At 46.0% G+C, this 24,558-nt stretch carries 27 protein-coding genes and 1 other RNA gene; 12 read left to right on the top strand and 16 right to left on the bottom strand.

Annotation, left to right across the window (positions count from 1 at the left end; genetic code table 11):
• The first annotated feature begins 22 nt into the window (after positions 1–22).
• From Nant_RS04710 to Nant_RS04700, 4 genes are all read left to right on the top strand, one after another.
• Complete coding sequence (locus Nant_RS04710) at positions 23–229, top strand: TIGR02449 family protein (protein ID WP_054340489.1); 207 nt, start codon at positions 23–25, stop codon at positions 227–229.
• Entirely contained in the window at positions 229–546 is a 318-nt protein-coding gene (locus Nant_RS04705) for a cell division protein ZapA (RefSeq protein WP_054340488.1), read from the top strand. The genes Nant_RS04710 and Nant_RS04705 overlap by 1 nt, the downstream gene beginning before the upstream one ends.
• Positions 547–650: 104 nt before the next feature.
• A non-coding RNA gene (gene ssrS / locus Nant_RS20970) (6S RNA) lies at positions 651–828 on the top strand.
• A 10-nt stretch (positions 829–838) separates the two neighbouring features.
• Entirely contained in the window at positions 839–1,417 is a 579-nt protein-coding gene (locus Nant_RS04700) for a 5-formyltetrahydrofolate cyclo-ligase (RefSeq protein WP_054340487.1), read from the top strand.
• Between the two features lie 38 nt (positions 1,418–1,455).
• Here the strand turns inward: Nant_RS04700 and Nant_RS21790 are convergent, their stop codons facing one another.
• Positions 1,456–1,590, bottom strand: coding sequence for a hypothetical protein (locus Nant_RS21790; protein ID WP_274378317.1), 135 nt, complete (start codon positions 1,588–1,590; stop codon positions 1,456–1,458).
• A 212-nt stretch (positions 1,591–1,802) separates the two neighbouring features.
• Positions 1,803–2,714: an AEC family transporter gene (locus Nant_RS04695; RefSeq protein ID WP_054340486.1), complete on the bottom strand. Its 912-nt coding sequence runs from the start codon at positions 2,712–2,714 to the stop codon at positions 1,803–1,805.
• A gap of 165 nt (positions 2,715–2,879) precedes the next feature.
• Between Nant_RS04695 and Nant_RS04690 the strand changes: the two genes are divergently transcribed.
• Positions 2,880–3,392: a glycine cleavage system transcriptional repressor gene (locus Nant_RS04690; protein WP_054340485.1), complete on the top strand. Its 513-nt coding sequence runs from the start codon at positions 2,880–2,882 to the stop codon at positions 3,390–3,392.
• Between the two features lie 134 nt (positions 3,393–3,526).
• On the opposite strand, the gene argH is transcribed toward Nant_RS04690, so the two are convergent.
• Positions 3,527–4,918: an argininosuccinate lyase gene (gene argH, locus Nant_RS04685; RefSeq protein ID WP_054340484.1), complete on the bottom strand. Its 1,392-nt coding sequence runs from the start codon at positions 4,916–4,918 to the stop codon at positions 3,527–3,529.
• Positions 4,919–5,116: 198 nt separating this feature from the next.
• On the opposite strand from argH, the gene hemC reads away from it, so the two are divergent.
• From hemC to Nant_RS04665, 4 genes are read left to right on the top strand one after another with little or no spacing between them, the layout of a single operon-like run.
• On the top strand, positions 5,117–6,061 hold the full coding sequence (gene hemC / locus Nant_RS04680; protein ID WP_054340483.1) for a hydroxymethylbilane synthase: 945 nt from the start codon (positions 5,117–5,119) through the stop codon (positions 6,059–6,061).
• Positions 6,042–6,866: a uroporphyrinogen-III synthase gene (locus Nant_RS04675; RefSeq protein WP_054340482.1), complete on the top strand. Its 825-nt coding sequence runs from the start codon at positions 6,042–6,044 to the stop codon at positions 6,864–6,866. The genes hemC and Nant_RS04675 overlap by 20 nt, the downstream gene beginning before the upstream one ends.
• Positions 6,863–8,311 (top strand): uroporphyrinogen-III C-methyltransferase, encoded by a 1,449-nt coding sequence (locus Nant_RS04670; RefSeq protein ID WP_054340481.1) that lies wholly within the window; start codon positions 6,863–6,865, stop codon positions 8,309–8,311. Before Nant_RS04675 ends, Nant_RS04670 begins: the two co-directional genes overlap by 4 nt.
• Positions 8,311–9,594 carry a heme biosynthesis HemY N-terminal domain-containing protein gene (locus Nant_RS04665; protein ID WP_054340480.1) on the top strand — a complete coding sequence of 428 codons (1,284 nt, stop codon included), beginning with the start codon at positions 8,311–8,313 and terminating at the stop codon, positions 9,592–9,594. Before Nant_RS04670 ends, Nant_RS04665 begins: the two co-directional genes overlap by 1 nt.
• A gap of 84 nt (positions 9,595–9,678) precedes the next feature.
• Here the strand turns inward: Nant_RS04665 and Nant_RS04660 are convergent, their stop codons facing one another.
• The 5 genes from Nant_RS04660 to trxA form a co-directional block, all read right to left on the bottom strand.
• Positions 9,679–10,131 carry a DUF302 domain-containing protein gene (locus tag Nant_RS04660; protein WP_054340479.1) on the bottom strand — a complete coding sequence of 151 codons (453 nt, stop codon included), beginning with the start codon at positions 10,129–10,131 and terminating at the stop codon, positions 9,679–9,681.
• 243 nt (positions 10,132–10,374) lie between these two features.
• Positions 10,375–11,439 carry a 2Fe-2S iron-sulfur cluster-binding protein gene (locus tag Nant_RS04655; protein WP_082400076.1) on the bottom strand — a complete coding sequence of 355 codons (1,065 nt, stop codon included), beginning with the start codon at positions 11,437–11,439 and terminating at the stop codon, positions 10,375–10,377.
• The gene (ubiD, locus tag Nant_RS04650; protein ID WP_054340478.1) at positions 11,429–12,916 is read right to left on the bottom strand and encodes a 4-hydroxy-3-polyprenylbenzoate decarboxylase; all 1,488 of its coding nucleotides are present in this window, start codon (positions 12,914–12,916) and stop codon (positions 11,429–11,431) included. Before ubiD ends, Nant_RS04655 begins: the two co-directional genes overlap by 11 nt.
• Positions 12,917–13,080: 164 nt before the next feature.
• On the bottom strand, positions 13,081–14,340 hold the full coding sequence (rho, locus tag Nant_RS04645; protein ID WP_054340477.1) for a transcription termination factor Rho: 1,260 nt from the start codon (positions 14,338–14,340) through the stop codon (positions 13,081–13,083).
• Positions 14,341–14,750: 410 nt separating this feature from the next.
• Positions 14,751–15,077: a thioredoxin TrxA gene (trxA, locus tag Nant_RS04640; protein WP_054340476.1), complete on the bottom strand. Its 327-nt coding sequence runs from the start codon at positions 15,075–15,077 to the stop codon at positions 14,751–14,753.
• Positions 15,078–15,249: 172 nt separating this feature from the next.
• Here trxA and ppx point away from each other — a divergent pair, with 172 nt between their 5' ends.
• Positions 15,250–16,770, top strand: coding sequence for an exopolyphosphatase (ppx, locus tag Nant_RS04635; protein ID WP_054340475.1), 1,521 nt, complete (start codon positions 15,250–15,252; stop codon positions 16,768–16,770).
• 107 nt (positions 16,771–16,877) lie between these two features.
• On the opposite strand, the gene Nant_RS04630 is transcribed toward ppx, so the two are convergent.
• From Nant_RS04630 to yrfG, 4 genes are all read right to left on the bottom strand, one after another.
• Positions 16,878–18,425 carry a phosphoenolpyruvate carboxykinase gene (locus Nant_RS04630; protein WP_054340474.1) on the bottom strand — a complete coding sequence of 516 codons (1,548 nt, stop codon included), beginning with the start codon at positions 18,423–18,425 and terminating at the stop codon, positions 16,878–16,880.
• Positions 18,426–18,601: 176 nt separating this feature from the next.
• Positions 18,602–19,474, bottom strand: coding sequence for an Hsp33 family molecular chaperone HslO (gene hslO, locus Nant_RS04625; protein ID WP_054340473.1), 873 nt, complete (start codon positions 19,472–19,474; stop codon positions 18,602–18,604).
• A 150-nt stretch (positions 19,475–19,624) separates the two neighbouring features.
• A complete protein-coding gene (gene hslR, locus Nant_RS04620) occupies positions 19,625–20,020 on the bottom strand; it encodes a ribosome-associated heat shock protein Hsp15 (protein WP_054340472.1) in 396 nt (131 codons plus the stop codon).
• On the bottom strand, positions 20,013–20,642 hold the full coding sequence (yrfG, locus tag Nant_RS04615) for a GMP/IMP nucleotidase (protein ID WP_054340518.1): 630 nt from the start codon (positions 20,640–20,642) through the stop codon (positions 20,013–20,015). The genes hslR and yrfG overlap by 8 nt, the downstream gene beginning before the upstream one ends.
• A gap of 96 nt (positions 20,643–20,738) precedes the next feature.
• On the opposite strand from yrfG, the gene nudE reads away from it, so the two are divergent.
• The gene (nudE, locus tag Nant_RS04610; RefSeq protein ID WP_054340471.1) at positions 20,739–21,287 is read left to right on the top strand and encodes an ADP compounds hydrolase NudE; all 549 of its coding nucleotides are present in this window, start codon (positions 20,739–20,741) and stop codon (positions 21,285–21,287) included.
• 124 nt (positions 21,288–21,411) lie between these two features.
• Here nudE and Nant_RS04605 read toward each other — a convergent pair whose 3' ends face one another.
• Complete coding sequence (locus tag Nant_RS04605; protein WP_054340470.1) at positions 21,412–21,696, bottom strand: hypothetical protein; 285 nt, start codon at positions 21,694–21,696, stop codon at positions 21,412–21,414.
• Between the two features lie 263 nt (positions 21,697–21,959).
• Between Nant_RS04605 and Nant_RS04600 the strand changes: the two genes are divergently transcribed.
• Entirely contained in the window at positions 21,960–22,544 is a 585-nt protein-coding gene (locus tag Nant_RS04600) for a superoxide dismutase (protein WP_054340469.1), read from the top strand.
• Between the two features lie 123 nt (positions 22,545–22,667).
• Here Nant_RS04600 and Nant_RS04595 read toward each other — a convergent pair whose 3' ends face one another.
• From Nant_RS04595 to Nant_RS04585, 3 genes are read right to left on the bottom strand one after another with little or no spacing between them, the layout of a single operon-like run.
• A complete protein-coding gene (locus Nant_RS04595; protein WP_054340468.1) occupies positions 22,668–23,516 on the bottom strand; it encodes a fumarylacetoacetate hydrolase family protein in 849 nt (282 codons plus the stop codon).
• 30 nt (positions 23,517–23,546) lie between these two features.
• Positions 23,547–24,176: a DUF2799 domain-containing protein gene (locus tag Nant_RS04590; RefSeq protein ID WP_054340467.1), complete on the bottom strand. Its 630-nt coding sequence runs from the start codon at positions 24,174–24,176 to the stop codon at positions 23,547–23,549.
• Entirely contained in the window at positions 24,166–24,528 is a 363-nt protein-coding gene (locus Nant_RS04585) for a DUF805 domain-containing protein (RefSeq protein WP_054340466.1), read from the bottom strand. The genes Nant_RS04590 and Nant_RS04585 overlap by 11 nt, the downstream gene beginning before the upstream one ends.
• Positions 24,529–24,558 lie beyond the last annotated feature (30 nt).

The following is a 24,558-nucleotide window of genomic DNA, read 5'->3' as shown; positions in this document are numbered from 1 at the left end:
AGATTTTATGTTGGATTCCCGAATGACAGACCATTACTTTATCGCACTTGAACAAAAAATTGATCGACTGCTCGCCCGCTGCGAACAGCTTGAACTAGAAAACCAGCAACTTCGTGCTAGCGGCTTACAGACAAGACAAGAAAAAGCACGCCTTCTCCAGGTAAATGATCAGACCCGCGTACAGGTTGAAAAAATGATTCAGCGCTTGAAAACACTGGAGCAAAGTTAATGAGCAAAGACACTGGCCACAAAGTTTCCATTAAAATAATGGATAAGGAATATTTGATTGGCTGCCCGGAAGGCACGGAAGCTGAATTGTTCGCCTCCGCTGATTATCTGGATAAAAAAATGAGGGAAATCAGGGATTCAGGTAAAGTTTTAGGACTTGAGCGCGTCGCCGTCATGACAGCGCTCAACTTATCTCACGAGCTAATGATACAGAAAGGAGCTCAGCGGGATCAAATTGAGGCACGTATCCAAAAACTGGGCGACAAAATTGACAACTCAATGGCTAACCTGGCTAAAAAGCATCCGGATAATCTTTAATTGTCGATTTATTGTAAGTATTTCAAATAGTTGAACTCATTCCATAGCAGCTTTTTAAATAATTACAAGGGCTGACTTTACTGCTAAACACGTTATACTACAGGGGCTCCCTGAGGTGTTTGCCCATTGGTTACGTCCCTTGAGCCGATAACTAGCAGTTTGGATTTTTCTTGTGAGTGTTGTGTGCATGTCCGTCTTCGGAAAGCCTGATACACTTCGGAGATCTCCTCCTTGAACCTTCGGGTTCAGGGCCACAACCAGTAGCGGCATCTTGGGGAGTCTTTCTAAAAACATGAATGTACGTCAGGCTCTTCGCCAGTCAATGCGCCAAAAACGACGTGCGTTATCTCCTAAACAGCAAAACATCGCTGCACGAAGGCTTCTGGCCGAGATCAAAAAACGCCCTCTCATTCAAAAAGCCAAGCATCTGGCCCTATACTTACCCAATGACGGCGAACTTGATCCTACTCCGATTATACAATGGTGCTGGCAACAAAAAAAAACCGTTTATTTACCGGTACTACATCCTCTTTCACATAACCGGCTATGGTTTGTCCGCTATACACAATACACGCCGATGACGCGGAACCTATACGGAATCCTTGAGCCTACAACACCCTACCGTTTTATTCGTCCCGCTAAGATGCTGGATATAGTATTACTGCCTTTGGTAGCTTTCGACAAAAACGGTGGCAGACTTGGGATGGGAGGGGGATATTATGACCGAACGTTTAGCTTTATCAGGCAATACAATGCCCAAAAACCTCGTTTAATAGGGTTAGCTCATGAGTTACAAAAAGTAGAAAAACTACCCGTGGAGAGTTGGGATGTGCCGCTCACCGGAGTGGTAACCGATGGCGGTTTTTATTAGATTTAAAATACCTACCGCCTCAGATCTTTTTACAATTATCAACCCTGTCGATTAAACACTTGTTCTACAAGCGAGGCAAACTGAAAATCTGTTTGGGAAAACACACCTGTCAGGACAGAGCCCACAACAAATGCCATCACTACTATTACTACTAAGTCAGGACCTTTCTTCATACTTACCTTTAACTTCTTATTCTCAGTGAACATTTTATATCTGTGGCAAAAAGCCGATGCAAGTTTTTCATAGTCGCAGAAATATTCAAGCCTTTACTCAAAATTATAGCTACAAATTAAGGTTTTTCCTGAAAAAACCTTAAATTACTATAAAAACTGCTGAAATTATGAATCTTTCAGGAGTTTATGAACAATTTAGCACCTCGGTCATATTACATAAACGTGCTCAATATAAACGGCAGAGTCAGCATTGATAATAATGTCTGCCCTGTAATGATGGCGGCCATCATGGATGCATCCCCACCTAGCTGGCGCGCCAAAATATATCCTGATGGTGCTGTCGGCACAGAAGAAAATATCAATAACAGGCCTGTTATTAACGAAGAAAAACCCATAAATATACAGAAACAGTACATCACAAATGGCAACAGCAACAACTTTATAAGCGAGGAACACCACACGGCTAATTGCGCGGTTCGTAAAGCATGTATATTAAGGCCAGCACCTACCGCCAACAGCCCCAACGGCAAAGCCATTGCTCCCAACAACCCGGCAACAGAGGCAAACTCTTTATGAATACCTATTCCACTGACATTTAAGCTGATGCCTACTAAACAACTCATGATCAATGGATTTTTTATCAGGTTTTTCAACAAGGAACTCAGTGTTGGCGCATTAGAGGTGAACATGGAAAAAACCATCACGCACAGCAAATTTATCAAGGGAATCATGAAGGCAATAATAACCGCCGAGATGGCGACAGCAGCATCACCATAAACAGCGGCGGCTGTCGCTAGTGCCACATAGGTATTAAAGCGCACAGAGCCCTGATAGAACGATGTAAAACCAGCAGACGAGAGCCCCATCCAGTAACGAGCAATAAAACAGAACAGGGTACCTGACAGCAATAACACACTCACTGCTACTGCAATATCAACAACGGCAACATCCGACATGTCAGCCGCGCCCAGCTTATTAACCAAGAGCACTGGAAAAAGCACAAAGTACGTAAGCTTCTCAGCAGGCTCCCAGAAAGCATCGCCCGGAAAATCGGTCCTTCGCGCGACAAACCCTAAAATCAATAATGCAAAAACCGGCCATAAAGCACTTAGCACTGAAACCATATTTGTGTACTATCCTGAGTATGAATAATTTAAATCACAGCTTTTAAATAATAACTTCTAGACCATAGCTTCTAAAGAACAGCTTCTAGATAATAACTTTAATCGCAGTGATAATTTTCTGATCATTCTTAATAATCTGATCCTGCCTAAGAAGGAGCCTACTGTATGACTGCTCTCATACTTACTATCATCGGACCCGATAAACCTGGGTTAGTCGAACGCTTGTCACACACTATCGCACAACATGAAGGTAATTGGCTCGAGTCATCGCTTTCCCGGCTGGGTGGGAAGTTCGCTGGCATTCTTGTCATTACTGTACCGGAAACGAAGGTTACTGCGCTAACAGACGCGCTGCAAGCACTGCAAAACTCAGGATTAAAAATCATTGCTGAGGCTGCTGACGAACAGGAACGACCTGATACATTACAGGCATTTACGTTAGAGCTGATTGGTCACGACAAACCCGGTATCGTTCGTGATATATCGCAAGCACTGGCACATCGACATATCAATGTTGAAAATCTAACGACTGAACTCGTTTCCGGATCCATGTCTGCAGAACTACTCTTTAAAGCAGAAGCGCATCTGTTAGCTCCAGACAACATGGATTTTGATGATTTACAGAGTGCGCTAGAAGCAATTGCCAGCGACCTTATGGTTGATATCACGCTGAATTAACTAGCTGGGTTTGTTAAGCATTTAGCTTTATCACATAAACATAAACACTGATGTGTTATAGCTGCACAAAATTGGTCCCCGTCTGATACGAAAAAGCGGGCATTATGCCCGCTTTTCAATAGCGTTAATGATTATCAACGCTGCTTTAGTTTTTCCTGGCCGCGTGCCACGGCTGCTCGCACCTGGTTGGGTGCCGTACCGCCAAGATGGTTACGCGCGGCGACCGATCCTTCCAGCGTCAGCACTTCAAAAACATCATCCGCAATGGTATCAGAAAATGTTTGCAGCTCAGCCAATGACATCTCACCCAGATCTTTACCTGTGTTGATACCGTACGCGACAGATTTCCCGACAACCTCATGCGCATCTCGGAATGGCATACCTTGTCTGACCAGATAATCTGCCAAATCAGTTGCTGTGGAAAAGCCACGTAGCGCCGCTTCGCGCATATATTCCTTGCGGGATTCAAGCGCTGGCACCATATCAGCGTACGCACGCAAACAGCCTTTTAGCGTATCGATCGTATCGAACAACGGCTCTTTATCTTCTTGGTTATCTTTGTTGTAAGCCAGTGGTTGCGACTTCATCAAGGTTAACAAACTAAACAAGTGACCATACACTCGTCCACTTTTACCTCGCACCAGTTCAGGCACATCTGGATTTTTTTTCTGCGGCATAATTGAGGAGCCTGTGCAGAAACGGTCTGGCAAGTTAATAAAGTTGAACTGCGCTGATGTCCATAGCACCAGCTCTTCAGACATACGTGTCATATGCATCATCAGAACGCTCGACGCTGCACAAAACTCAATGGCGAAATCCCGATCTGAAACAGCATCCAGCGAGTTTTCGGCGGGCGCATCAAAGCCTAGCAATTGACAGGTAATATCACGTCGAATCGGATACGTGGTGCCCGCCAGTGCTGCAGCCCCTAAAGGCATAATATTGACGCGTTTGCGCGTGTCTGTAAAACGCTCATAATCACGGCTGAGCATTTCAAACCAGGCCATCAGATGATGCCCGAACGTAACGGGTTGGGCGGTTTGTAAATGTGTAAAGCCCGGCATAATGGTATCGGCTTCTTGTTCAGCCAACCCCAGTAATCCCTGCTGCAAGCGTGTTATTTCTAACAGAATCAGATCAATTTCATCACGCAAATACAAGCGAATATCCGTGGCTACCTGATCGTTACGCGAACGTCCTGTATGCAGTTTTTTGCCGGTGTTACCAATTTTATTGGTCAATGCCGCTTCGATATTCATATGCACGTCTTCAAGTGCGATAGACCACTCAAAGCGCCCTGCTTCGATATCCTGCTGAATTTCAGACAATCCCTGAAGAATCATATCGCGTTCGTCAGTCGTCAGAACGCCCGCTTCGGTTAGCATCGTGGCATGAGCAACTGAACCTTGAATATCCTGACGGTACATGCGCTGATCAAATTCTACTGACGCAGTAAAGCGTGCAACAAAGGCATCCGTTGGTTCATTAAAACGACCACCCCATTGCTGGTTGGTTTTATTGCTCATATTCAGGACCTCATTATTGAAACTTTACAGACCTTTTTGGTCTTAATTTGCGGGGGATTATAGCAGTATTGGCGCTCAAACGCGTGCTCTCTTGATATATGCAAGTCCCAGAATCCTAATGATCTGTTACAATCGGTTCATTGATCAGATAAGGCCTATTGCCGTTTTTATTTCAGAAAAGAATTTCAGGACAGAACTATGCAGAAAAAAGTTGTACGCATTGCGACCCGGAAAAGCCTACTTGCACTCTGGCAAGCTGAATACGTAAAAGCTGAACTGGAAAAGTTTCATCCGGGCATTCAGGTGGAATTACTAGGCATGACAACCCGGGGTGACAAAATTCTGGATACTCCGCTGGCTAAAGTTGGCGGCAAAGGTTTATTTGTTAAAGAGCTCGAAATTGCCATACAGGAAAATCGTGCCGATATCGCCGTTCACTCGATGAAAGATGTCCCTATGGCGTTTCCCGAAGGGCTTGGTTTAGCCGTTATCTGCCCGCGTGAGACACCCAGCGATGCGTTTGTGTCCAACAAATTCAGCTCCCTCTCTGATCTGCCACAGGGCGCCATCGTCGGAACATCATCACTCAGACGCCAGGCACTATTAAAAGAACAACGTCCCGATCTTGAAATTAAGGATCTGCGCGGCAATGTTCAGACCCGCCTCGGCAAACTGGATGATGGGCAATACGACGCAATTATTCTTGCCTCTGCCGGTCTGATTCGCTTGAAACTGGAAGAACGCATTCGCTGTGAACTTCCAGACGATATTTGCTTACCCGCAGGCGGACAGGGCGCTGTCGGTATTGAATGCCGTATGGATGACGCAGAAACCATCGCGTTACTGGCACCTTTGCATCATCAGGCTACCGCATGGTGTGTTCTCGCCGAACGGGCTCTTAACAAGCGTCTTGAAGGCGGCTGCCAGGTACCTATTGCCTGCTATGCAACACTTAATGAAGCGCAGGATGAAGTTTACTTACGCGGACTCGTTGCCCGTCCTGATGGCACCACTGTTCTGAGGGATGAAATGCGCGGACACCCAGACCAGGCTGAAGCAATCGGCATTACTGTTGCCGAACGCTTGCTGGCCGCCGGAGCAGGCGAAATCCTGAGTGAAGTATATGCATTCAACATCAGCTAACCTGCCTGATTTACAGGGCCAACGGATTTTGGTGACACGCCCGCAACATCAGGCGACACAACAAATTCAACTGCTTGAAAGCTGCGGGGCACAAGCCCTGCATCTGCCAGCACTTGAGATACGGCCGATTGCCGAAGAAGACTCCCGTTATGCGGCGCTACGCAGCCAGATAATGAACCTGGATATGTATGGCATTATTATCTGCATCAGCCCTAATGCCGCCCATTTCGCTATCGACTGGATTGATCAGTACTGGCCGCAGCTTCCTGAAGGTATTCAATGGTACGCCATCGGTCATAAAACATCGCAAGTCCTGAACGACTATGACATCCCTGCCACCTATTCCACAGCCGGTTTTGACTCAGAAGCGATGCTGACCATGCCGGACTTACAAGGCATCAAGGATAAGAAGATCCTGATTTTGCGGGGAACTGGCGGCCGAAACGAGTTAGCCGATACCTTATCCGCGCGGGGTGCTGAGGTGGAATATGCCAACCTCTACGACAGAACATGCCCGAAATACGACGATACCCATATCAAAAGTACTATTTATAACTTTCCCTTATCGTCTATCCTGATTACCAGTGGCGAGGCCCTGAACAATTTTGTTACAGTTGCCCAAGGTAGCCAACAGCAATTCAGTACCGATTCACTACATTCTATCTGCCTTGTAGTGCCCAGCGAACGGATTGCCGCTCAGGCTCGACAAGTAGGATTTTCGCGAATAACGGTAGCGCAAGGACCGGATGATCTATCCATGGTAACAGCGCTAAATTCAGCTAACGACTCGGAAGCCGACGAATGAAAAATACCGAGAACAAAACTAATACCACGACCAAAAACAAACCGGCTGAGCCGACAGCAGAAGCCATCGGACAAGACGCAGCAAAAGCTACGACGGGTCAGGACTCGCCAAAAACTTCACCTGAAACGACGGTTGATGTTACTAAAACTAAAGTTGAAACGGCGTCTGAAGTACCTGCCGAAAGAACTGATAACGCAACTACAGTATCGCCCGAAGAAACGGCACAGAACGAGCAAAGGGTTGAACCAAACACAACAAAGAAGACTCCACAGCAGGAAAAAAAATCCGCACGTAATGCCACATCAGGCAAACGCACGACACCTGTAAAAGAAGAGCCGACAATTGCAGCGACGACATCTATTATGCAAAATCAAGAGAAACAGAGCGCAACCTGGCCAGGCAAGCTCGCACTTGTAATATCTATTATTGCATTGGGCGGCAGTGGCTACCTGTACTGGCAATCACTACAAACCCAGCAGAATGACAGCGCGATTATTGAAAACCTTAAGCAAGAAGTAGCTAAGGCTGTCGCTGATGCAACAACACAGATGACAGATACCAAGTCATTAGTTGCCTCTCAGGTTTCTTCTGTTAATCAAAATCTTACGTTACTACAATCCCAGTCGTCTAAAGAACAAAAGGGTATTGAAGAACTACAGCAACGCCTGACCCAAAGCATCCAGCAAGTTACCGCTAAACAGAGCAATTCACGCAAAGATTGGCTATTGGCTGAAGTTGAATACCTGTTAAGACTAGCGAACCAACGTATATTGATGGAGAACACATCGAACGGCGCACTCACACTGCTGAAGTCGGCAGACAAAATACTGAAAGAAACCGATGATGTGTCCATCTATGCTGTTCGCAAATCGCTTGCCACTGATATTGCTGCCCTTGAATCAGTACCGACCTATGATATTGAAGGCTCTTATCTGAAACTAGCCGCACTCAATGAGCAAGTGGGACACCTACGGCTAATACCACTCACAGATAAAAATCAATTACCGTCTCTAATCGAAGAGATCACACCTGAATCCATGAGCAGCACCTGGACCAGTGGTCTAAAAGAGTCTTGGGCAAAAGCCGTTGATAAAGTAGAACAACTGGTCGTGATTCAGCATCGTGATGAGGCAATAGAACCGCTGCTCTCACCCGCACAGAATTACTACCTTCAACAGAACCTTCACTTAATGCTGGAACAAGCTCAATTAGCATTATTGCAGAAAAACCAAACCGCTTTTGATTACAGCCTTTCCAGAGCAGAAGAATGGCTTAGTACTTATTTTGAAGCGAAGGATGCGACTACACAAGCACTGCTCCGTGGGATCACCGAACTAAGAGAGCTGAAAATTGCACCCGTGATGCCAGACATCAGTGGATCATTGAACGCCCTGAAGAGCTATCTTCAACAGGTCACAAAACTTAAGGAAGAAGGAGCAGCATAATGAAAAGATTACTTTTGCTGCTGCTGCTCATTTTGGCGGCTGGCGCCTGGATCGGCGAAAAAATGGTTCAGGATCCCGGCTATGTTCTGGTTGCTTATAATGAAAGCACTATTGAAACCAGTCTGTGGGTTTTGCTGGTTATTCTCTTTATTGGCTTTGTAGCAATACACTGGGCAGTGAACCTGTTCTTCAAAGCTCGTCTTCCCACCGGTAAATTCCGCGCATGGCGCGAGCGCCGTGATGCTAGCCATGCTCAGGGGAAAACCCTCAAAGGCCTGCTGGCATTGTCGGAAGGCCGCTGGTCGAAAGCTCAGCGATTACTCAGTCAATCAGCTGAGAACTCCGCCCAACCGCTGATTAACTACATCGCTGCCGCCCGCGCCGCTCATGAACAAGGCGAAGATCAGGCCGCCGATGACCTGCTGCAAAAAGCACTTAGCTGTGTTCCTCAGGCTGAAGTTGCTATTGGTATCGCTCAAGTGCAAATTCAGCTGGAACGCGGTCAGCTTGAACCTTGCCTCGCAACCCTGCTGCGCTTACGTCGCTTAGCGCCGAAACATACTTATGTGCTGCGCCTGCTCAAAGATGTATATCTGCGACTGCAGGACTGGCACGGGCTGACCAATCTGATTCCTGAACTGCGCAAACTGAAAGTACTGAAAGAAGAAGAGATTTCTGAACTGGAACAAGCCTGCTATTCAAGCCTGCTCAACAGCACTCTCACCAATTTGCCTGTAGAAGCAGATAACAACACCCGCCTGAAAGCACTCACAAAAGAGTGGCAGAGTATTCCTTCCAGATTGTCACATGACACCTCTATGGTTCGACAGTATATTGAACAGCTGATTACCGCTGATTCAGAAGATAAAGCAGAAAGCTTTTTACGAGATCAGATCAAACATCAATGGGATGAAGAACTGGTTAAGCTTTATGGTCGCATTAAGGGTGAAAATGCACATAAACAGCTTGAGGTAGCCAAAGGCTGGCTGAAAAAGAACCCCGATAGTGCGGCACTCAAACTCACCCTTGGCCGACTGGCCATGCGCAACGAGCAATGGGGAAAAGCAGCGGACTATTTTGAGGAAAGCCTGACTCTTGAAAAATCGTCAGAGACCTATAACGAGTTGAGTCGCTTACTGCAACACTTGGGTGAAACTGAACGTTCACTCAAAGTGATGCAAGATGGGTTAGCGCTGACGGGAGAGAACCTCTCGCCTCTGCCAACCTCAACCGAAGCACAAAATAAAGAACAAAACACAGAAAAAGCTGCAAGCAGCATATAAGCCTACTGCTTTTTTGAATATAAAAAAACCGGAATTCTGTTCCGGTTTTTTATTGTCCATAAATTTTTATTTAGGATCCAGAGTTTAAGACTGAGTGGCAGCCTTAGCAAAGTTGCTAAGCGCATTCTCAACTTTCATCAGAACAGCTGAGCACTCTTTCAACTGATGACGTTCAGCCAGGTAGGCGGGACTGTTATAGCTCAACCAGACCTGCCCTGCTGCATCTTCATGAATTAACGCTTTTTGTGGAAGATCAATCGCGGCATTTTGATCACACAGCATTAGTGGCGTGCCAACTTTGGGATTACCAAAAATCACCAACTCTGTTGGGCGTAACTGCATCCCGGCTTTCTCAGCACCCGCGGCGTGGTCAATACGCGCAAAAACCGTCATTCCTTTTTCTACCAGTACTGCTTCAAGTCGATCAGCCGTCATTTTCACATCGTGAGCACTCTTCACATTAACAAGGCCATTATCAGCAAATACCGGTGAAGAAAGTGCAAAAATTGACAGAATGCCTAATAAGATAATACGCATATTAAATCCTTTTTTGTTTTTTAGAGATAGGAAATTATCTGATACCTATTTTTTGATGAATGTTTTCAATAAACAGCTAGCTGATAATTGAGCCCTATAGATCAGGACTTTAAATTCGACAGACACTTAGATACAAAAGTTCATACTAGCGGGCATCTTCTACAAACCCTTTACCAATTTAGTCACATAAAAACGCCGATCAAATGACCGGCGTTTTGGAAACACTAACATATCAATCAGTCACTATTTTTCTGGGCGAGGTGCATACGCAAATACATCTGAATGCATTTGTGCCTGCTTTAGCCCTTTTTCTTCACACGCATCCAGTAATGCATAAACCATTGCAGGTGAGCCACTGGTGTATACCTCAACATCCGCCAGGCTATCAAAGTCGCTCTGAATAGCTCGCGGTAGTAAATCAACCCTTCCTGTCCAGCCACAGCTATCACCAGGCTCACTCACGACGGGATGGTAAGTAACATTATCGTTTTCTGCTGCCCACTGCTTTGGCAGTTCAGAGAGATACAAATCTGCCGCCACCCGTGCGCCCCAATAGAGATGTATTGGATTTTTCACATGCTGCGCCAGCAGATGCTCCATCATACTTTTGATCTGAGAAAATCCGGTACTGGCTGCCGCTAAAATAATCGTTTGACCAGCAACCACGTTGCCTGCGCGAAGATAACAATCGCCTTGCGGCAGTTCTACGGTAACCGTTTTTGAACTTTGCAAATGCGCCAGAATAGCCGTCGACAAGACGCTGTCAGGCGCATGTCTTACATGCAACTCAATATTACGCCCTGCTTCAGGCGCACTACCGATAGAGAACGCCGCTTGCTGACCGTCCGGCATAACAATTTCAAGATACTGGCCGGCATAATACTCAACCGACTGCGATGCCGTGGCAGGCAGCACCAGCGATACCCGATATACATCCTTGTTGAGCTTCTCTATCTGTGCAATATCACAATTCAAACGTTTCACTTCTTGCTCTCCGGGACTTTTCAGCCCTTTAATATTTATCCGGCAATCACTCACAGGGATAGATGTACATGCCAAGCCCAGCAATGGCGTCTTTTGGTTATTTCCGCTGTCGCCAATCTTAGCCGTAAGGTACTTTTGCGGATAGTGTTGCCTGACTTCACCCGACAACAATTGATATTCACATATCTGACACACACCATTTTGGCAACTACGAGGCATACGATACCCATATCGCTCCACTACCTGAAGTAGCGTTTCGTCGGGGTTGCATGATAATAGCTCAGCCATATCATTCAAGCGTATACACTTCACGTTAGCTGACATCAGGCATAATGCCTAATTCATCCCAGATGTCGTCTATACGTTGCTTAACATCATCCGACATTTGAATAGGCTCACCCCATTCTCGCGTTGTTTCACCAGGCCACTTATTCGTCGCATCCATACCCATTTTAGAGCCCAGACCCGAAACCGGTGATGCAAAATCCAGATAATCAATCGGCGTGTTATCAATTAATACCGTATCACGTGATGGATCCATACGTGTAGTAATGGCCCAGATCACATCGTTCCAGTCACGCGCATTAATATCATCATCGCAAACAATCACGAACTTAGTATACATAAACTGGCGTAAGTAAGACCAAACGCCCAACATGACGCGCTTAGCATGCCCCGGATACTGTTTTTTCATGGTCACAACGGCCATGCGATAGGAGCAGCCTTCTGGCGGCAGATAAAAATCTACAATTTCAGGAAATTGTTTCTGCAAAATAGGCACAAAGACTTCATTCAGAGCAACGCCCAGAATGGCCGGTTCATCAGGTGGACGACCCGTATAAGTGCTGTGATAAATAGGCCGGTCACGATGCGTTATGCGCTCTACCGTAAACACAGGAAAGCTATCTACTTCGTTGTAGTAACCGGTGTGGTCACCGAACGGGCCTTCTTCTGCCATCTCATCAGGTGCAATGTAACCTTCAAGAATAAACTCAGCACTGGCCGGTACTTGCAGATCACTACCAATACACGCCGTCACTTCGGTTTTTCCGCCGCGTAATAAGCCCGCAAATGCGTACTCCGACAAGGTGTCTGGTACTGGCGTTACGGCTCCCAGAATAGTCGCAGGATCTGCGCCGAGCGCAACAGCCACCGGAAAGTTCTCACCGGGATGCTGTTTTTGCCACTCTCTAAAATCCAGGGCACCACCCCGATGAGCTAACCAACGCATAATCAGTTTATTTTTGCCGATAACCTGCTGACGATAAATACCCAGGTTTTGACGTTCTTTATTAGGACCGCGCGTGATAACCAAAGGCCAGGTAATCAATGGCCCGGCATCGCCTGGCCAACAGGTCTGGATAGGTAATTTGTACAGATCAACGGCATCACCTTCAAGCACATGAGTCTGACACGCCGCTTTTTTAACGACCTTCGGCCCCATATTCAATACTTGCTTGAAAATTGGTAACTTATCCCAGGCATCTTTCATGCTTTTGGGTGGTTCGGGCTCTTTCAACATAGCCAGCAATTTACCGACTTCGCGAAGCGCACTGACACTTTCTTCACCCATACCTAAAGCAACACGCTCAGGTGTACCAAACAGGTTAGCTAATACCGGATAATCGTAACCTTTGGGATTCTCAAACAGCAATGCAGGACCACCCGCACGCAAGGTACGATCGCAAATTTCAGTCATTTCGAGATTCGGATCAATCTCTTGTTTAATTCGCTTGAGCTCACCTCTGGCTTCCAACACAGAGATAAAATCACGCAGGTCTTTATATTTGAGATTCGACATCGGCCACACTCTTTTTTTACAACCAACCACAACGTTTTACGGCCGGTCGCAACCTTTGTATACAACCAGTTAAGCGCTATGTAGAAAATAACTTACTACGTTGCCCATAAAAAAGGGCAAGCACAAGCTCACCCTTTTAATGACTCTATAAATGGTTCGTAAATTTATTTACGACGCATCGACTGGAAGAATTCATCATTGGTCTTAAAGTCTTTCAGTTTATCAATGACAAACTCAGTGGCCGACGAATCATCCATTGAATCCAGCAACTTACGTAAGATCCACATACGTTGCAATTCATCTTCAGAGGTCAGCAAGTCTTCACGACGCGTACCTGAACGACGGATGTTAATGGCAGGATAGATACGCTTCTCTGCAGTTTTACGGTCCAGATGCACTTCAGAGTTACCTGTACCTTTAAACTCTTCAAAGATAACTTCATCCATCTTCGAACCAGTATCGACCAGAGCCGTTGCAATAATCGTTAAACTGCCACCTTCTTCGATGTTACGGGCAGCACCAAAGAAACGCTTAGGACGTTCCAGTGCATGTGCATCCACACCACCAGTTAAGACTTTACCAGAAGAAGGAATCACTGTGTTGTAAGCACGAGCCAAACGCGTAATAGAGTCAAGCAGAATGACAACATCCTTCTTGTGCTCAGTCAGACGCTTAGCCTTCTCGATAACCATCTCAGCGACCTGCACGTGACGTGCTGGTGGCTCATCAAAAGTAGAAGCAACCACTTCGCCGCGCACGGTACGCTGCATTTCAGTTACTTCCTCTGGGCGTTCATCAATCAACAGAACGATCAAATGACACTCAGGGTTGTTACGCGTAATGCTGTTTGCAATATTCTGCAGCATTAAGGTCTTACCCGCTTTTGGCGGCGATACGATCAGAGCACGCTGACCTTTACCCATCGGGCTAACTAAATCGAGAATGCGCGCAGTAATGTCTTCTGTACTGCCGTTACCCAGCTCCATACGCAAACGCTTTTGCGCAAATAAAGGTGTTAGGTTTTCAAACAGAATTTTATTTTTCGCATTTTCCGGACGATCAAAGTTAATTTCATTAACTTTGAGAAGCGCAAAATAACGCTCGCTGTCTTTAGGAGGGCGAATTTTACCGGAAATAGTATCGCCGGTACGTAAATTAAAACGTCTGATCTGACTAGGCGAAACATAAATATCATCGGGTCCAGCCAGATATGAGCAGTCAGCAGAGCGTAAGAAACCGAAGCCGTCCTGGAGAATTTCCAGCACACCATCACCATGAATATCTTCGCCGCTCTTAGAATGTTTTTTCAGAATGGCAAAAATGACATCTTGTTTACGAGAGCGGGCAAGATTGTCGAGGCCCATTTCCTGTGCGATATCGAGAAGATCAGGAACGCTTTTAGTTTTTAATTCGGTAAGATTCATATATTTTGAGGTGAGTGGCTGAGTAGGATGAAAAATCAAAAAGGGGATAAGTACAAAGAATAAATACTACGAACTGAAACGCTTAAAAACTGATTATAAGCGCCAGACAGAACAAATATAGAAGGTTGTACAGCGAGTGTCTAGTAAAACGGAAAAGATAATGCCTAAAACGACAATTTCTTCCCCGTTTTTGTCTGGCAGACTGTCGGACTTAATGCTGATTACTCAGCAACTGCTCCTGCGCTGCGCTACCTCCTGCATCCATGCAGTCGTGCGGAGAAGCCAATTTTGGCAATTTCTGGTCCCATTTCTCGTTGAATAAAACCACTATTCGCCTCTAAATAGTTCAAAAACTGTCTAAAATCGATCTTTCCCTCGCTACGACCCATCAAATCCGACAGACGGCTAGCTTACAAATTTGCATCGATAAAAGCGGAGAGCTGAGATTTTGATAAAGCACCTACTTTGGTCGCTTCAACATTACCACCTTTAAATAGCATCAAGGTTGGAATACCGCGAATACCAAATTTAGGAGGGGTCTCGCTATTTTCATCAATGTTTAATTTACAAATTTTGAGACGGCCTTCGTATTCTTTGGCGATCTCTTCCAGAACGGGGGCAATCATTTTGCAAGGACCACACCATTCAGCCCAATAATCGACCAGCACCGCGCCTTCTGCTTTTACTACATCTTCATCAAAAGATGCATCAGTAACATTAACGATATTTTCGCTCATTTAACCTCTCCAAACGCACCAGAAACGCCGCGTGCTCTAAAAACAAAAATTAATGATACCATCAGCGAGAGAAAAATGTGAACTCTCTTCAAGCAATGCTGTAAATCACTGATTCTGTCATCTTCTTCTGCTACCCTTAAAACTTTTCTGCAGCTAAATAGAAGATGGCTCGATGCTAAATCCAGAATACCCTGCTGATCCTACACGTGAAGACTCGTTACTCGCCGCTATTGATCTTGGATCAAACAGCTTCCACATGGTAGTGGCCAGGCTTTCCCAGGGAGAACTCTCTACCGTTGATATGATGTCAGAAAAAGTCCAACTCGCTGCGGGCATTGGCCCAGACAAGCGACTGTCTTCAGAAGCGATGGAACGAGGACTTACCTGCTTAAGCCGCTTTGCTCAACCACTGAACGACTACCCTCCTGACGCTGTTAAGATCGTGGCTACCAACGCACTTCGCGAAGCTGTTAATCGACGCGTATTTACAGAGCGAGCTGAAAAAATTCTCGGCGTGCCTATTGAGATTATTGCCGGACGCGAAGAAGCCCGCCTGATTTATCTCGGCGTATCCCACACGCTGGCTAATACCCAGGGTGCCAGATTAGTCATAGATATCGGCGGCGGTAGTACCGAATGCATTATCGGTGAACATTTCGAACCAATCGAATTAGAAAGCCTGCATATGGGCTGCGTCTCGTATACACAGCTTTTCTTTGTCGACGGCATTATTAGTGAAAAGAACTTCCGCCAAGCCGAATATGCAGCGATGCGCGAATTACTGTCTATCCGTGAAACTTACAAAAAACTAGGTTGGACAAGTAGCGTTGGATCTTCGGGTACCATTAAAGCGATCAAAAACGCCTGCATAGCCAGCGGCTTTAGCGAAGAAAACATTACCCGGGACGCATTACACCAACTAAAAGAGAAAGTACTGAGTTTTAACAACCTTTCTGAGGTAGACATAGCAGGTGTAAAACAGGAAAGAGCCGCTATTCTGCCTGCAGGTTTGGCAATATTAACAGCGCTTTTTAACTCACTTAATATTACTGAGATGACTTTCTCAGAAGGCGCACTACGTGAAGGATTACTGTATGACATGGCAGGCCGCTTACGCCACGAAGATGTTCGTGAGCGCTCTATTTCAGCATTAATCCAACGTTATCATGTTAATGAAGCGCACGCTCAACGTATTGAGCAGACCGCGCTATCCGCGCTTGATCAAGTGAAGCATACCTGGGGGCTGAAGCATCCGGATTATCATGAAATGTTAAGCTGGGCCGCTCGCACGCATGAAATAGGTTTAACGATTGCACACAACCAGTTTCATAAACACAGCGCCTACTTACTGCAACATTCTGATCTTGCCGGCTTCACAAATCCAGAACAGTTACTGCTAGCCTTTCTTGCACGTGGCAACCGTCGTAAGTTTCCTAAAGAAGAATACAAACAACTACCTGAAAGCAGTAAAGAAGCCTATAAACGGCTCTGCGTACTATTAAGACTCTCCGTGATTTTTCACCGCAGCCGCAGCAGTACAGACCTACCCGCTTTTACTTTAAAAGCAGAGGGGAAAAAACTCGAACTCTGTTTTGAAGAAGGCGTCCTTACAAACTACCCATTAACGCAGGCTGATCTTGAGCAAGAAATAGAATATTTGAAAAATGCGGATATAAAACTAAGCATTAACTAACACGATTTTATGTGCTCATAACGCCAATAAAAATGCCCCGGCTTTTTCAAAAAAGCCGGGGCATTTTTTAACGATTTTTTAGTACTCTATGTTAATACAATAATCGATTAAAGATGTGGACCTGCTTCAATAATATCAGCAGAAACACCTTCAAACTTAGTAAAGTTATTAACAAACTGAGAAATCAAAGTACGCGCAGCTGCATCGTACGCATCTTTATCAGCCCATGTATCGCGAGGATTCAATAACACTGAATCAACACCAGGCACTGACGTAGGAACGGTTAAATTGATGCCAGGCAACTGCTGAGTCTCAACATCTTTCAACGCCCCACTCTGGATGGCGGCAATCACGGCACGTGTGGTAGGAATACTGAAACGTTTGCCTGTACCGTAAGAACCACCCGTCCAACCCGTATTAACCAGATAGACTTGTGAACCGAACTCTTCTACACGCTTTATCAGCAACTCAGCGTACACGCGTGCAGGACGCGGGAAAAACGGTGCACCGAAGCATGTCGAGAAAGTAGACTTAATACCCTCACCCGAACCCATTTCTGTTGAACCGACAAGCGCCGTATAGCCCGACAAGAAGTGATAGGCAGCGGCTTCTTTGCTCAGGATAGAAACCGGAGGCAATACGCCTGTAAGATCGCACGTCAGGAAAATCGCAGCCTTAGGCTCGCCACCCATATTAGTTTCTGAACGTTTTTCAACATGTTCAAGCGGGTAAGCGCAACGGCCATTTTCAGTTAACGACGTATCATCATAGTCAGCTGTACGGTTTTCATCCAGAGTAACGTTTTCAACAATAGCGCCAAAACGAATAGCATCCCAAATGATAGGCTCGTTTTTCTTGCTCAGGTTAATGGTTTTCGCATAACAACCACCTTCCAGATTAAAAACAACACCTTTTCCCCAGCCGTGTTCATCATCGCCAATCAGATAACAGGTAGGGTCAGCAGACAAGGTAGTTTTACCGGTACCGGACAAACCGAAAAACAACGTCGTATTGCCCTCTTCATCGATGTTTGCAGAGCAATGCATAGGTAAAACATCTTTTTCCGGCAGTAAAAAGTTCTGTACAGAAAACATCGCTTTTTTCATCTCACCGGCATAACGCATACCTGCCAACAGGACTTTACGTTTTGCAAAGTTAAGAATGACACAGCCTTCACTGTTAGTACCGTCGCGTTCAGGGACGCATTCAAAATCAACGGCATTAATAATCTGCCACTCTTCTTTTGCTTTAGGATTGTACGCGTGCGGATGGATAAACAGATTCTGACCAAAAAGGTTCTGCCAGGCGGTCTCTGTGGACATTTTTACCGGCAAGTACTGATTAGGATCCGAGCCCACATGAACATTAGCAACAAAGTGCTCTTTACTTGTCAGGTACTCTTCTACACGATTCCATAATGCATCAAATTTGTCTGCATTGAATGGACGATTTACACCACCCCATTCAATTGCATCAGCTGTACTCGGCTCTTCTACGATGAAACGATCCATCGGAGAGCGGCCTGTGCGCGTCCCTGTAGTGACGACCAGAGCGCCGCTATCTGCCAACGTACCTTCACCACGACGAACGGCCTGCTCAACGAGCTCAGCACGGCTCAGATTAAAGTGTACGGTATTCTCAGTTTCTTTGGTCATTACTGGATTCCCTTGGCTCAGCGCCAAAAAACGTTACCTAAAAAGCAAAAAGCCCCTTTATTCTGCGTATAAGCGACAATGAGTAATTATTTGGGGACGCATATTATTACAAAAAGTTGTGATTTATGCCATGCGCAAAACACTACACGCACGCTTCATCACCAATTATTATAGGCTCAATGCAGCTGATCCGATTGAGTCACATGTGCCGAATCAGAGAACATGGCACGAATATCGGTTTCATCAAACTGATAATTGGCATGACAAAACTGGCAACCAACATCAATAACTCCTTGTTTTTCAATCAATTCAAGAAGTTCATCCTGGGTCATGAACTGGAGCGTATTAGCGCTACGTTCACGCGAGCAATCGCATTTAAAGATCACAGGGTCAGGATCATAAAGACGACATTCCTCCTGATGAAATAGACGAAAGAGTAATGCATCATTATCCAGCGTCAATAACTCGCCCCCGCTCAGCGTCGAACCGATTGTCGCGATGTGCTCCCAATCGTTTTCGGCAGTACCTGCGGCGGGCATCACCTGCAACAGGAAGCCGGCAGCGCGATGTTCATCAGCAACCAAATGTATCTGCGTAGACAACTGTTCGGATCTCAAAAAATAATCTGTCAGACAACCGGCCAGTGTCTCTTTTTCTAAAGGTACAATACCCTGATAACGCTGTCCGACTTCCGGTTCGATAGTAATCACTAAGTGCCCGTCACCAATTAAATCAATAATACTGGCATCGTCATCAATGTCGCCTTCATATCGGGCGATACCACGACATTCCTGCTTATTATTAACTTCTGCCATCAATGCACTCACATTACCACTACCCTGAGCCTGTAATAACAGACGCCCATCAAACTTCAAAGTGGTACTCATGAGTACGGCGGCGGCGAGCATTTCACCCAACGCATTGCGAATAGCGGGCGGATATTGATGCAGATCCAGGATATCCTGATAGGTCTTTTCCAACCCAACCAACACTCCCCGGATATCAAGATTATCAAATAAAATACGCTGGATTTGATCAGGGTTACTCATATAGCCAGTTTCTCACTTAAAAATAGAGATGATAACGAAATCATTGCGCGGTATTTTACCACAAGCGTTTACGACAAACTTTACCATAAATCATTTACAACAAACGTTCATGGGTTACGGTATCACCGCCTTTACTACACACGCGTACACTCACCCTCGCTGCAGTTCTTTTACATTCATTAACTGACGGCGACTGCGTTTGTCAGGCTTATGCCCGGGGCTTAACTCCACCCCTTTCTGAGCTTTTCGTTGCAGCGCTTCTTTTTCCCGACGCTCCACACTATCTGCCGTTTCTTCATACAACAACTGGGCCTGAGCCGCACCCTGTCGCTGTTCAGATAACGCTTTAACGATCACCACACGCTGTTCAAAGCCCTGTCGAATTTGCAACGTAGCGCCCAGTTCAACTACTTTGCTGCACTTTGCCCGCTGCCCTTCGTAATGCACCTTGCCACCTTCAACCATCTGCTTTGCAACAGCACGGGTTTTATAAAAACGCGCTGCCCATAACCACTTATCCAGACGTGTTTTTGTCGATTCAGACATCTTTTAAACCTCTGGGCACAAGCTCATTAAACTGATCCACTGCCCCAAATTCGTTAATATCTCTGATTGGGCTCTGGCTGTCAGGCTGCCTAATCGCTAACAAATAGCGGATACCATACTGTTTCGCCGACGCGAGCACTGCCAAACTATCATCTATCAACAGAGTTCGTTGAGGGTTAAAAGGTTCAACTTCTTGCAGTGTTGACCAGAAAATCTGCTCTTCTTTCGGCACACCAAAATCATGAGAACAAACAATAGCGTCAACCCGATCCGCCAGATCTGTCCTCGCCAACTTCAAAGACAGGCTTCCTCTATGCGCGTTGGTCACGATCACTGACCGCAGTCCGGCCTCTCTTACTTGCTGAAGAAAGCCCTGAACATGGGGCCTGAAAGCAATGCGATCAGCTACTTCTGCTTTTAAGGCGACGATATCAACATTCAGCTCACGCGACCAATAGTCTAAACAATACCAATTTAACGTCCCCTGCTCCTGCATAATGCGCTGATGCAACCACTCCCGTGCTGCCTTCGCATCCATCTGGTGAATATCCGCGTATCGAACCGGCAGATGCTCCAGCCAAAAGTAAGAATCAAAATGCAGATCCAGTAATGTGCCATCCATATCTAACAAAACAGTATCAATACTGGACCAATCAAGCGTAGCAGGTACAATCACGTCAATGCCTTTTTTATTAATCCAAACAGAATGGTTAACAGTATGCCCGTGAAACCCGAAATTTTGAAGGTTACTCAAACCGCCAGCAGTCGTCTTTTCGCCGTTGAAGAGTTGCAATTAAGATTCAGTAACGGGGTCGAACGGACATATGAGCGCTTAGCAACGCGTGGTAATGGCGCGGTAATGATCATCGCCGTTGATGCAGAAGATAATGTCATCCTGATTCGTGAATACGCCGGTGGAATAGACGATTATACGCTGACATTACCCAAGGGGCTGATCGACCCTGGCGAAACACCCGAAATCGCTGCCGACCGCGAGCTCAAAGAAGAAGCAGGTTTTGGCGCCAGGCGTCTTGATTTTCTGAAAGAGATGACTTCCGCACCCAACTACATGGGTCACCGCATCAAGGCTATTATTGCCCGTGACCTTTATCCCTGCAAACTGGAAGGCGACGAACCAGAACCAATGGAAGTCACTCGCTGGCCAATGTCACGGATTGATGAGTTGGTAGCACTCCCAGACTTTACAGAAGGCCGTGCTATCGCTGCGTTATATATGACACGCAGCTTTCTGGAAAAAGAAGTTTGAACGAGACTCTTGTAAAAATGCTTGAACAAAAGTCTGGGCTAAGAAAGTAAAAAAGAGAGTCGCTTCCTGTATCTCAATAGAGGAGCGACTTTCCTGTGCTTTGCCACACTAGCCAGCGGCGTGATTACTGTTCGTTAGCGCAAAGCTGTGATCCGCGGAGAATATCCTGCTCAACCTTTCTTTGTGAGAGAGCATCACCCAGCCGGTTATCCATAACCGCCTGCACTTCATTATCGCTGTAACGCTTATGTACGTAATCAGACAAACACGTGCATTGCTCCGGTGTCGCATTGCCCGATGCGACACAGCCGGCAATGAATGGCTCGTATGTTTTTGACGTCAAATACTGAGTTTTGATTACAAAGATCGCCAACATCACTGCTGAGATCCAAAGAAACACTTTAGCCATAATAAATTATCTGTTCTTATTTTCGTTAATGGAGCTTCAGCGAAACTGAAGGCCCGTTATTTTAGGGTGAGACCCGCTAAATTGCAGCCAACTTTAGTCGTAAGCCCACCTATTCCCACACAAATTGTGTCATGAAAAGACAATCCAAGGGTGATATCATCTAATGCACTAATAAGTCGTAGGCCATCTGGCCTATGTCCATATAACAAAAGATGTCCATAACAACAGTTATGCTGAACGTGCCGACAAGAAGGTGAATCGATATGAGCTTTGAACTACCTGCACTGCCTTTTGCAAAGGATGCCCTGGAACCACACATTTCTGCTGAAACGCTGGACTTCCACCACGGCAAGCACCACAACACTTACGTTACTAAACTGAACGGTTTGGTTCCTGGTACTGAATTTGAAGGTAAATCTCTGGAAGAGATTATCCTGTCTGCACCTGCTGGCGGCGTTTTCAACAACGCTGCTCAGATCTGGAACCACACTTTTTACTGGAACAGCCTGTCTCCAAACGGTGGTGGCGAGCCTACTGGCCCAATCGCTGATGCGATCAAGGCTAAATGGGGTTCTTTCGCGGCATTCCAGGAAGCGTTCAACGACAAAGCAGTTAACAACTTCGGTTCTAGCTGGACGTGGTTAGTTAAAAACGATGACTTCTCTCTGGAAATCGTTAACACCAGCAACGCAGGCACGCCAATGACAAATAGCCAACGCGCTGTTTTGACATGCGACCTGTGGGAACACGCTTACTACATCGATTACCGTAACGTACGTCCTGATTACCTGAAAGGCTACTGGGCTTTGGTAAACTGGGACTTCGCTAACGAAAACTTTGCTGTATAAGTTTTAACGCAATAAAAGCAGCGGCTAGATAGCTGCAAAAGGCCATTGAATGCAGATTCAATGGCCTTTTTTATGAGGTTTTATCAGCTTTTATAATAACCGCAACAATCATTCCTGAACTAATTACTGCTCCTGAACCACCGGGTTCCGCAACACCCCGACCCCAGTAATTTCGACTTCAATCACGTCACCAGGCTTCATATAGAGCCGTGGCTTACGTTTAACGCCCACGCCGCCCGGAGTGCCGGTAACGATGACATCACCTGCCACCAGCGTGCAAAAAGTCGATATATATTCGATTAACGCCGGTATATCAAAAATCAAATCAGAGAAAGGAGCATGCTGAACTTGCTCGCCATTCAGACGTGTTGTCACCGTATGGGATTCAAGATCAGTCATTTCATCAGGTGTTACCATCCACGGGCCAAAAGCGCCGCTATTATCAAAGTTCTTGCCCGGAGTAAACTGTCCGGTATGCATCTGCCAGTCTCGAATACTGGCATCGTTATAACAGGCATAACCGGCGACATGCTGATAAGCATCATCACGTCTTATATGCCGGCCACCCTGCCCGATAATTACCGCCAATTCGCCTTCAAAATCCAATTTTTCAGATACATTAGGCCGCACAACAGGTTCGCCATGCGCTACCTGTGTTGATGCAAAGCGGGTAAACAATACAGGATGCTTCATCTCTGGCATGCCGGTTTCTATGCGATGGCTTTCGTAGTTAAGCCCGACACAGATAATTTTTTCTGGATTAGGAATCACCGGTAGCAGCTGCACAGCATCCAGCAGATAAGACGGCAGATCCGCCAATTGCGCTGCAGCGGCATCCATATCAGGCGCACTCGCCAAAAAGCTTTTCAGATCACTGCTATCGGGGTTCAGCCGTGATAGGTCATAAACAATTCCGTCTTGCACGATGCCGAAACTGTAACGCTTATCGATTATAAATGATGCCAGCTTCATTGCTTTTTCCTGTGTTGACCTATCAAGGGATCAATAAGTGAGGGTGTGTAATTTACTATCGTATTCACTCTGTTTCTGCAAAAGCTTAAAACGTGAATCTTCTGCATCCTGCTGTAACCAAAAGATTTCCCGATGATGTTTTTTGATCTCTCTCAGCAGCCGTTTGCGGTCCGCAGGAGTACTGTCGTCACTAATCAACCACTGCTCTTTTTTCCTGATTAGTGTTCGGATTTTACGTATCTGATGCTCAGCATCGCTGACGCTTACCCGCAATGTGGTCATTACATCGCTGATCATGAACAGCTCATAGCCCGGGTTATAACCATCCAAAAATTCGGATTCTAAAGCGACAGGACAAATCCCCTGATACTTACGGCCATTCTTACCAAAATAGAAACCACTGGCACGGGTACAAAATTGCTTCAGCCCTTCCTGATATCCACGCTGATACGCCTCGCGATCGGGCACGACCGCATGCTTTGCACAATCACGCCGGTATTCATCCAAAAGCGAGGAATGCACACCTTTTGAGGCATCGGCCTGACCGATCAATTGCCAATCGGCATACACGCATTCCGATTGATTCATGGTGCTGCATCCCTGAACAATGCCTATCGCGCAGGTCAACAGCAGATACTTCACTGAGTGATTAATCGGCATTACTTATCTTTAATCCATATTCATTATCAGGCTGCCCAGGGAACGCCATCATTACCAGTAACGCAATCCAACCCAGCAAAGGAATCAATATAATCAGCACCCACCATCCTGTGCGACCGATATCATGCAGACGACGCACGCTCACCGCTATACTCGGCAATAAAACGAACAAAGAATAAAGCCCTGCTAAAAGCCCGGTGCCATAACCGTTCCCTAATCCTAAAAAACCATCAATAAAACCCATCGCGATACTGATCAAAATATTAATCAGTACAAAATACCAATATTCCTCGCGTCCCGCGCGGCCGGTAAACACCGTGTATTTCCTGATGACCTGTAAATACCAATCCATAACACACCTTTCTAGCGTTCAAATAAAAGA

The organism is Neptunomonas antarctica, assembly GCF_001305295.1.
In the GTDB taxonomy this organism is placed as follows: Bacteria; Pseudomonadota; Gammaproteobacteria; order Pseudomonadales; family Balneatricaceae; genus Neptunomonas; species Neptunomonas antarctica.
The sequence above is the reverse complement of the archived record's forward strand: the minus strand, read 5'-3'. Positions and strand labels throughout refer to the sequence as shown.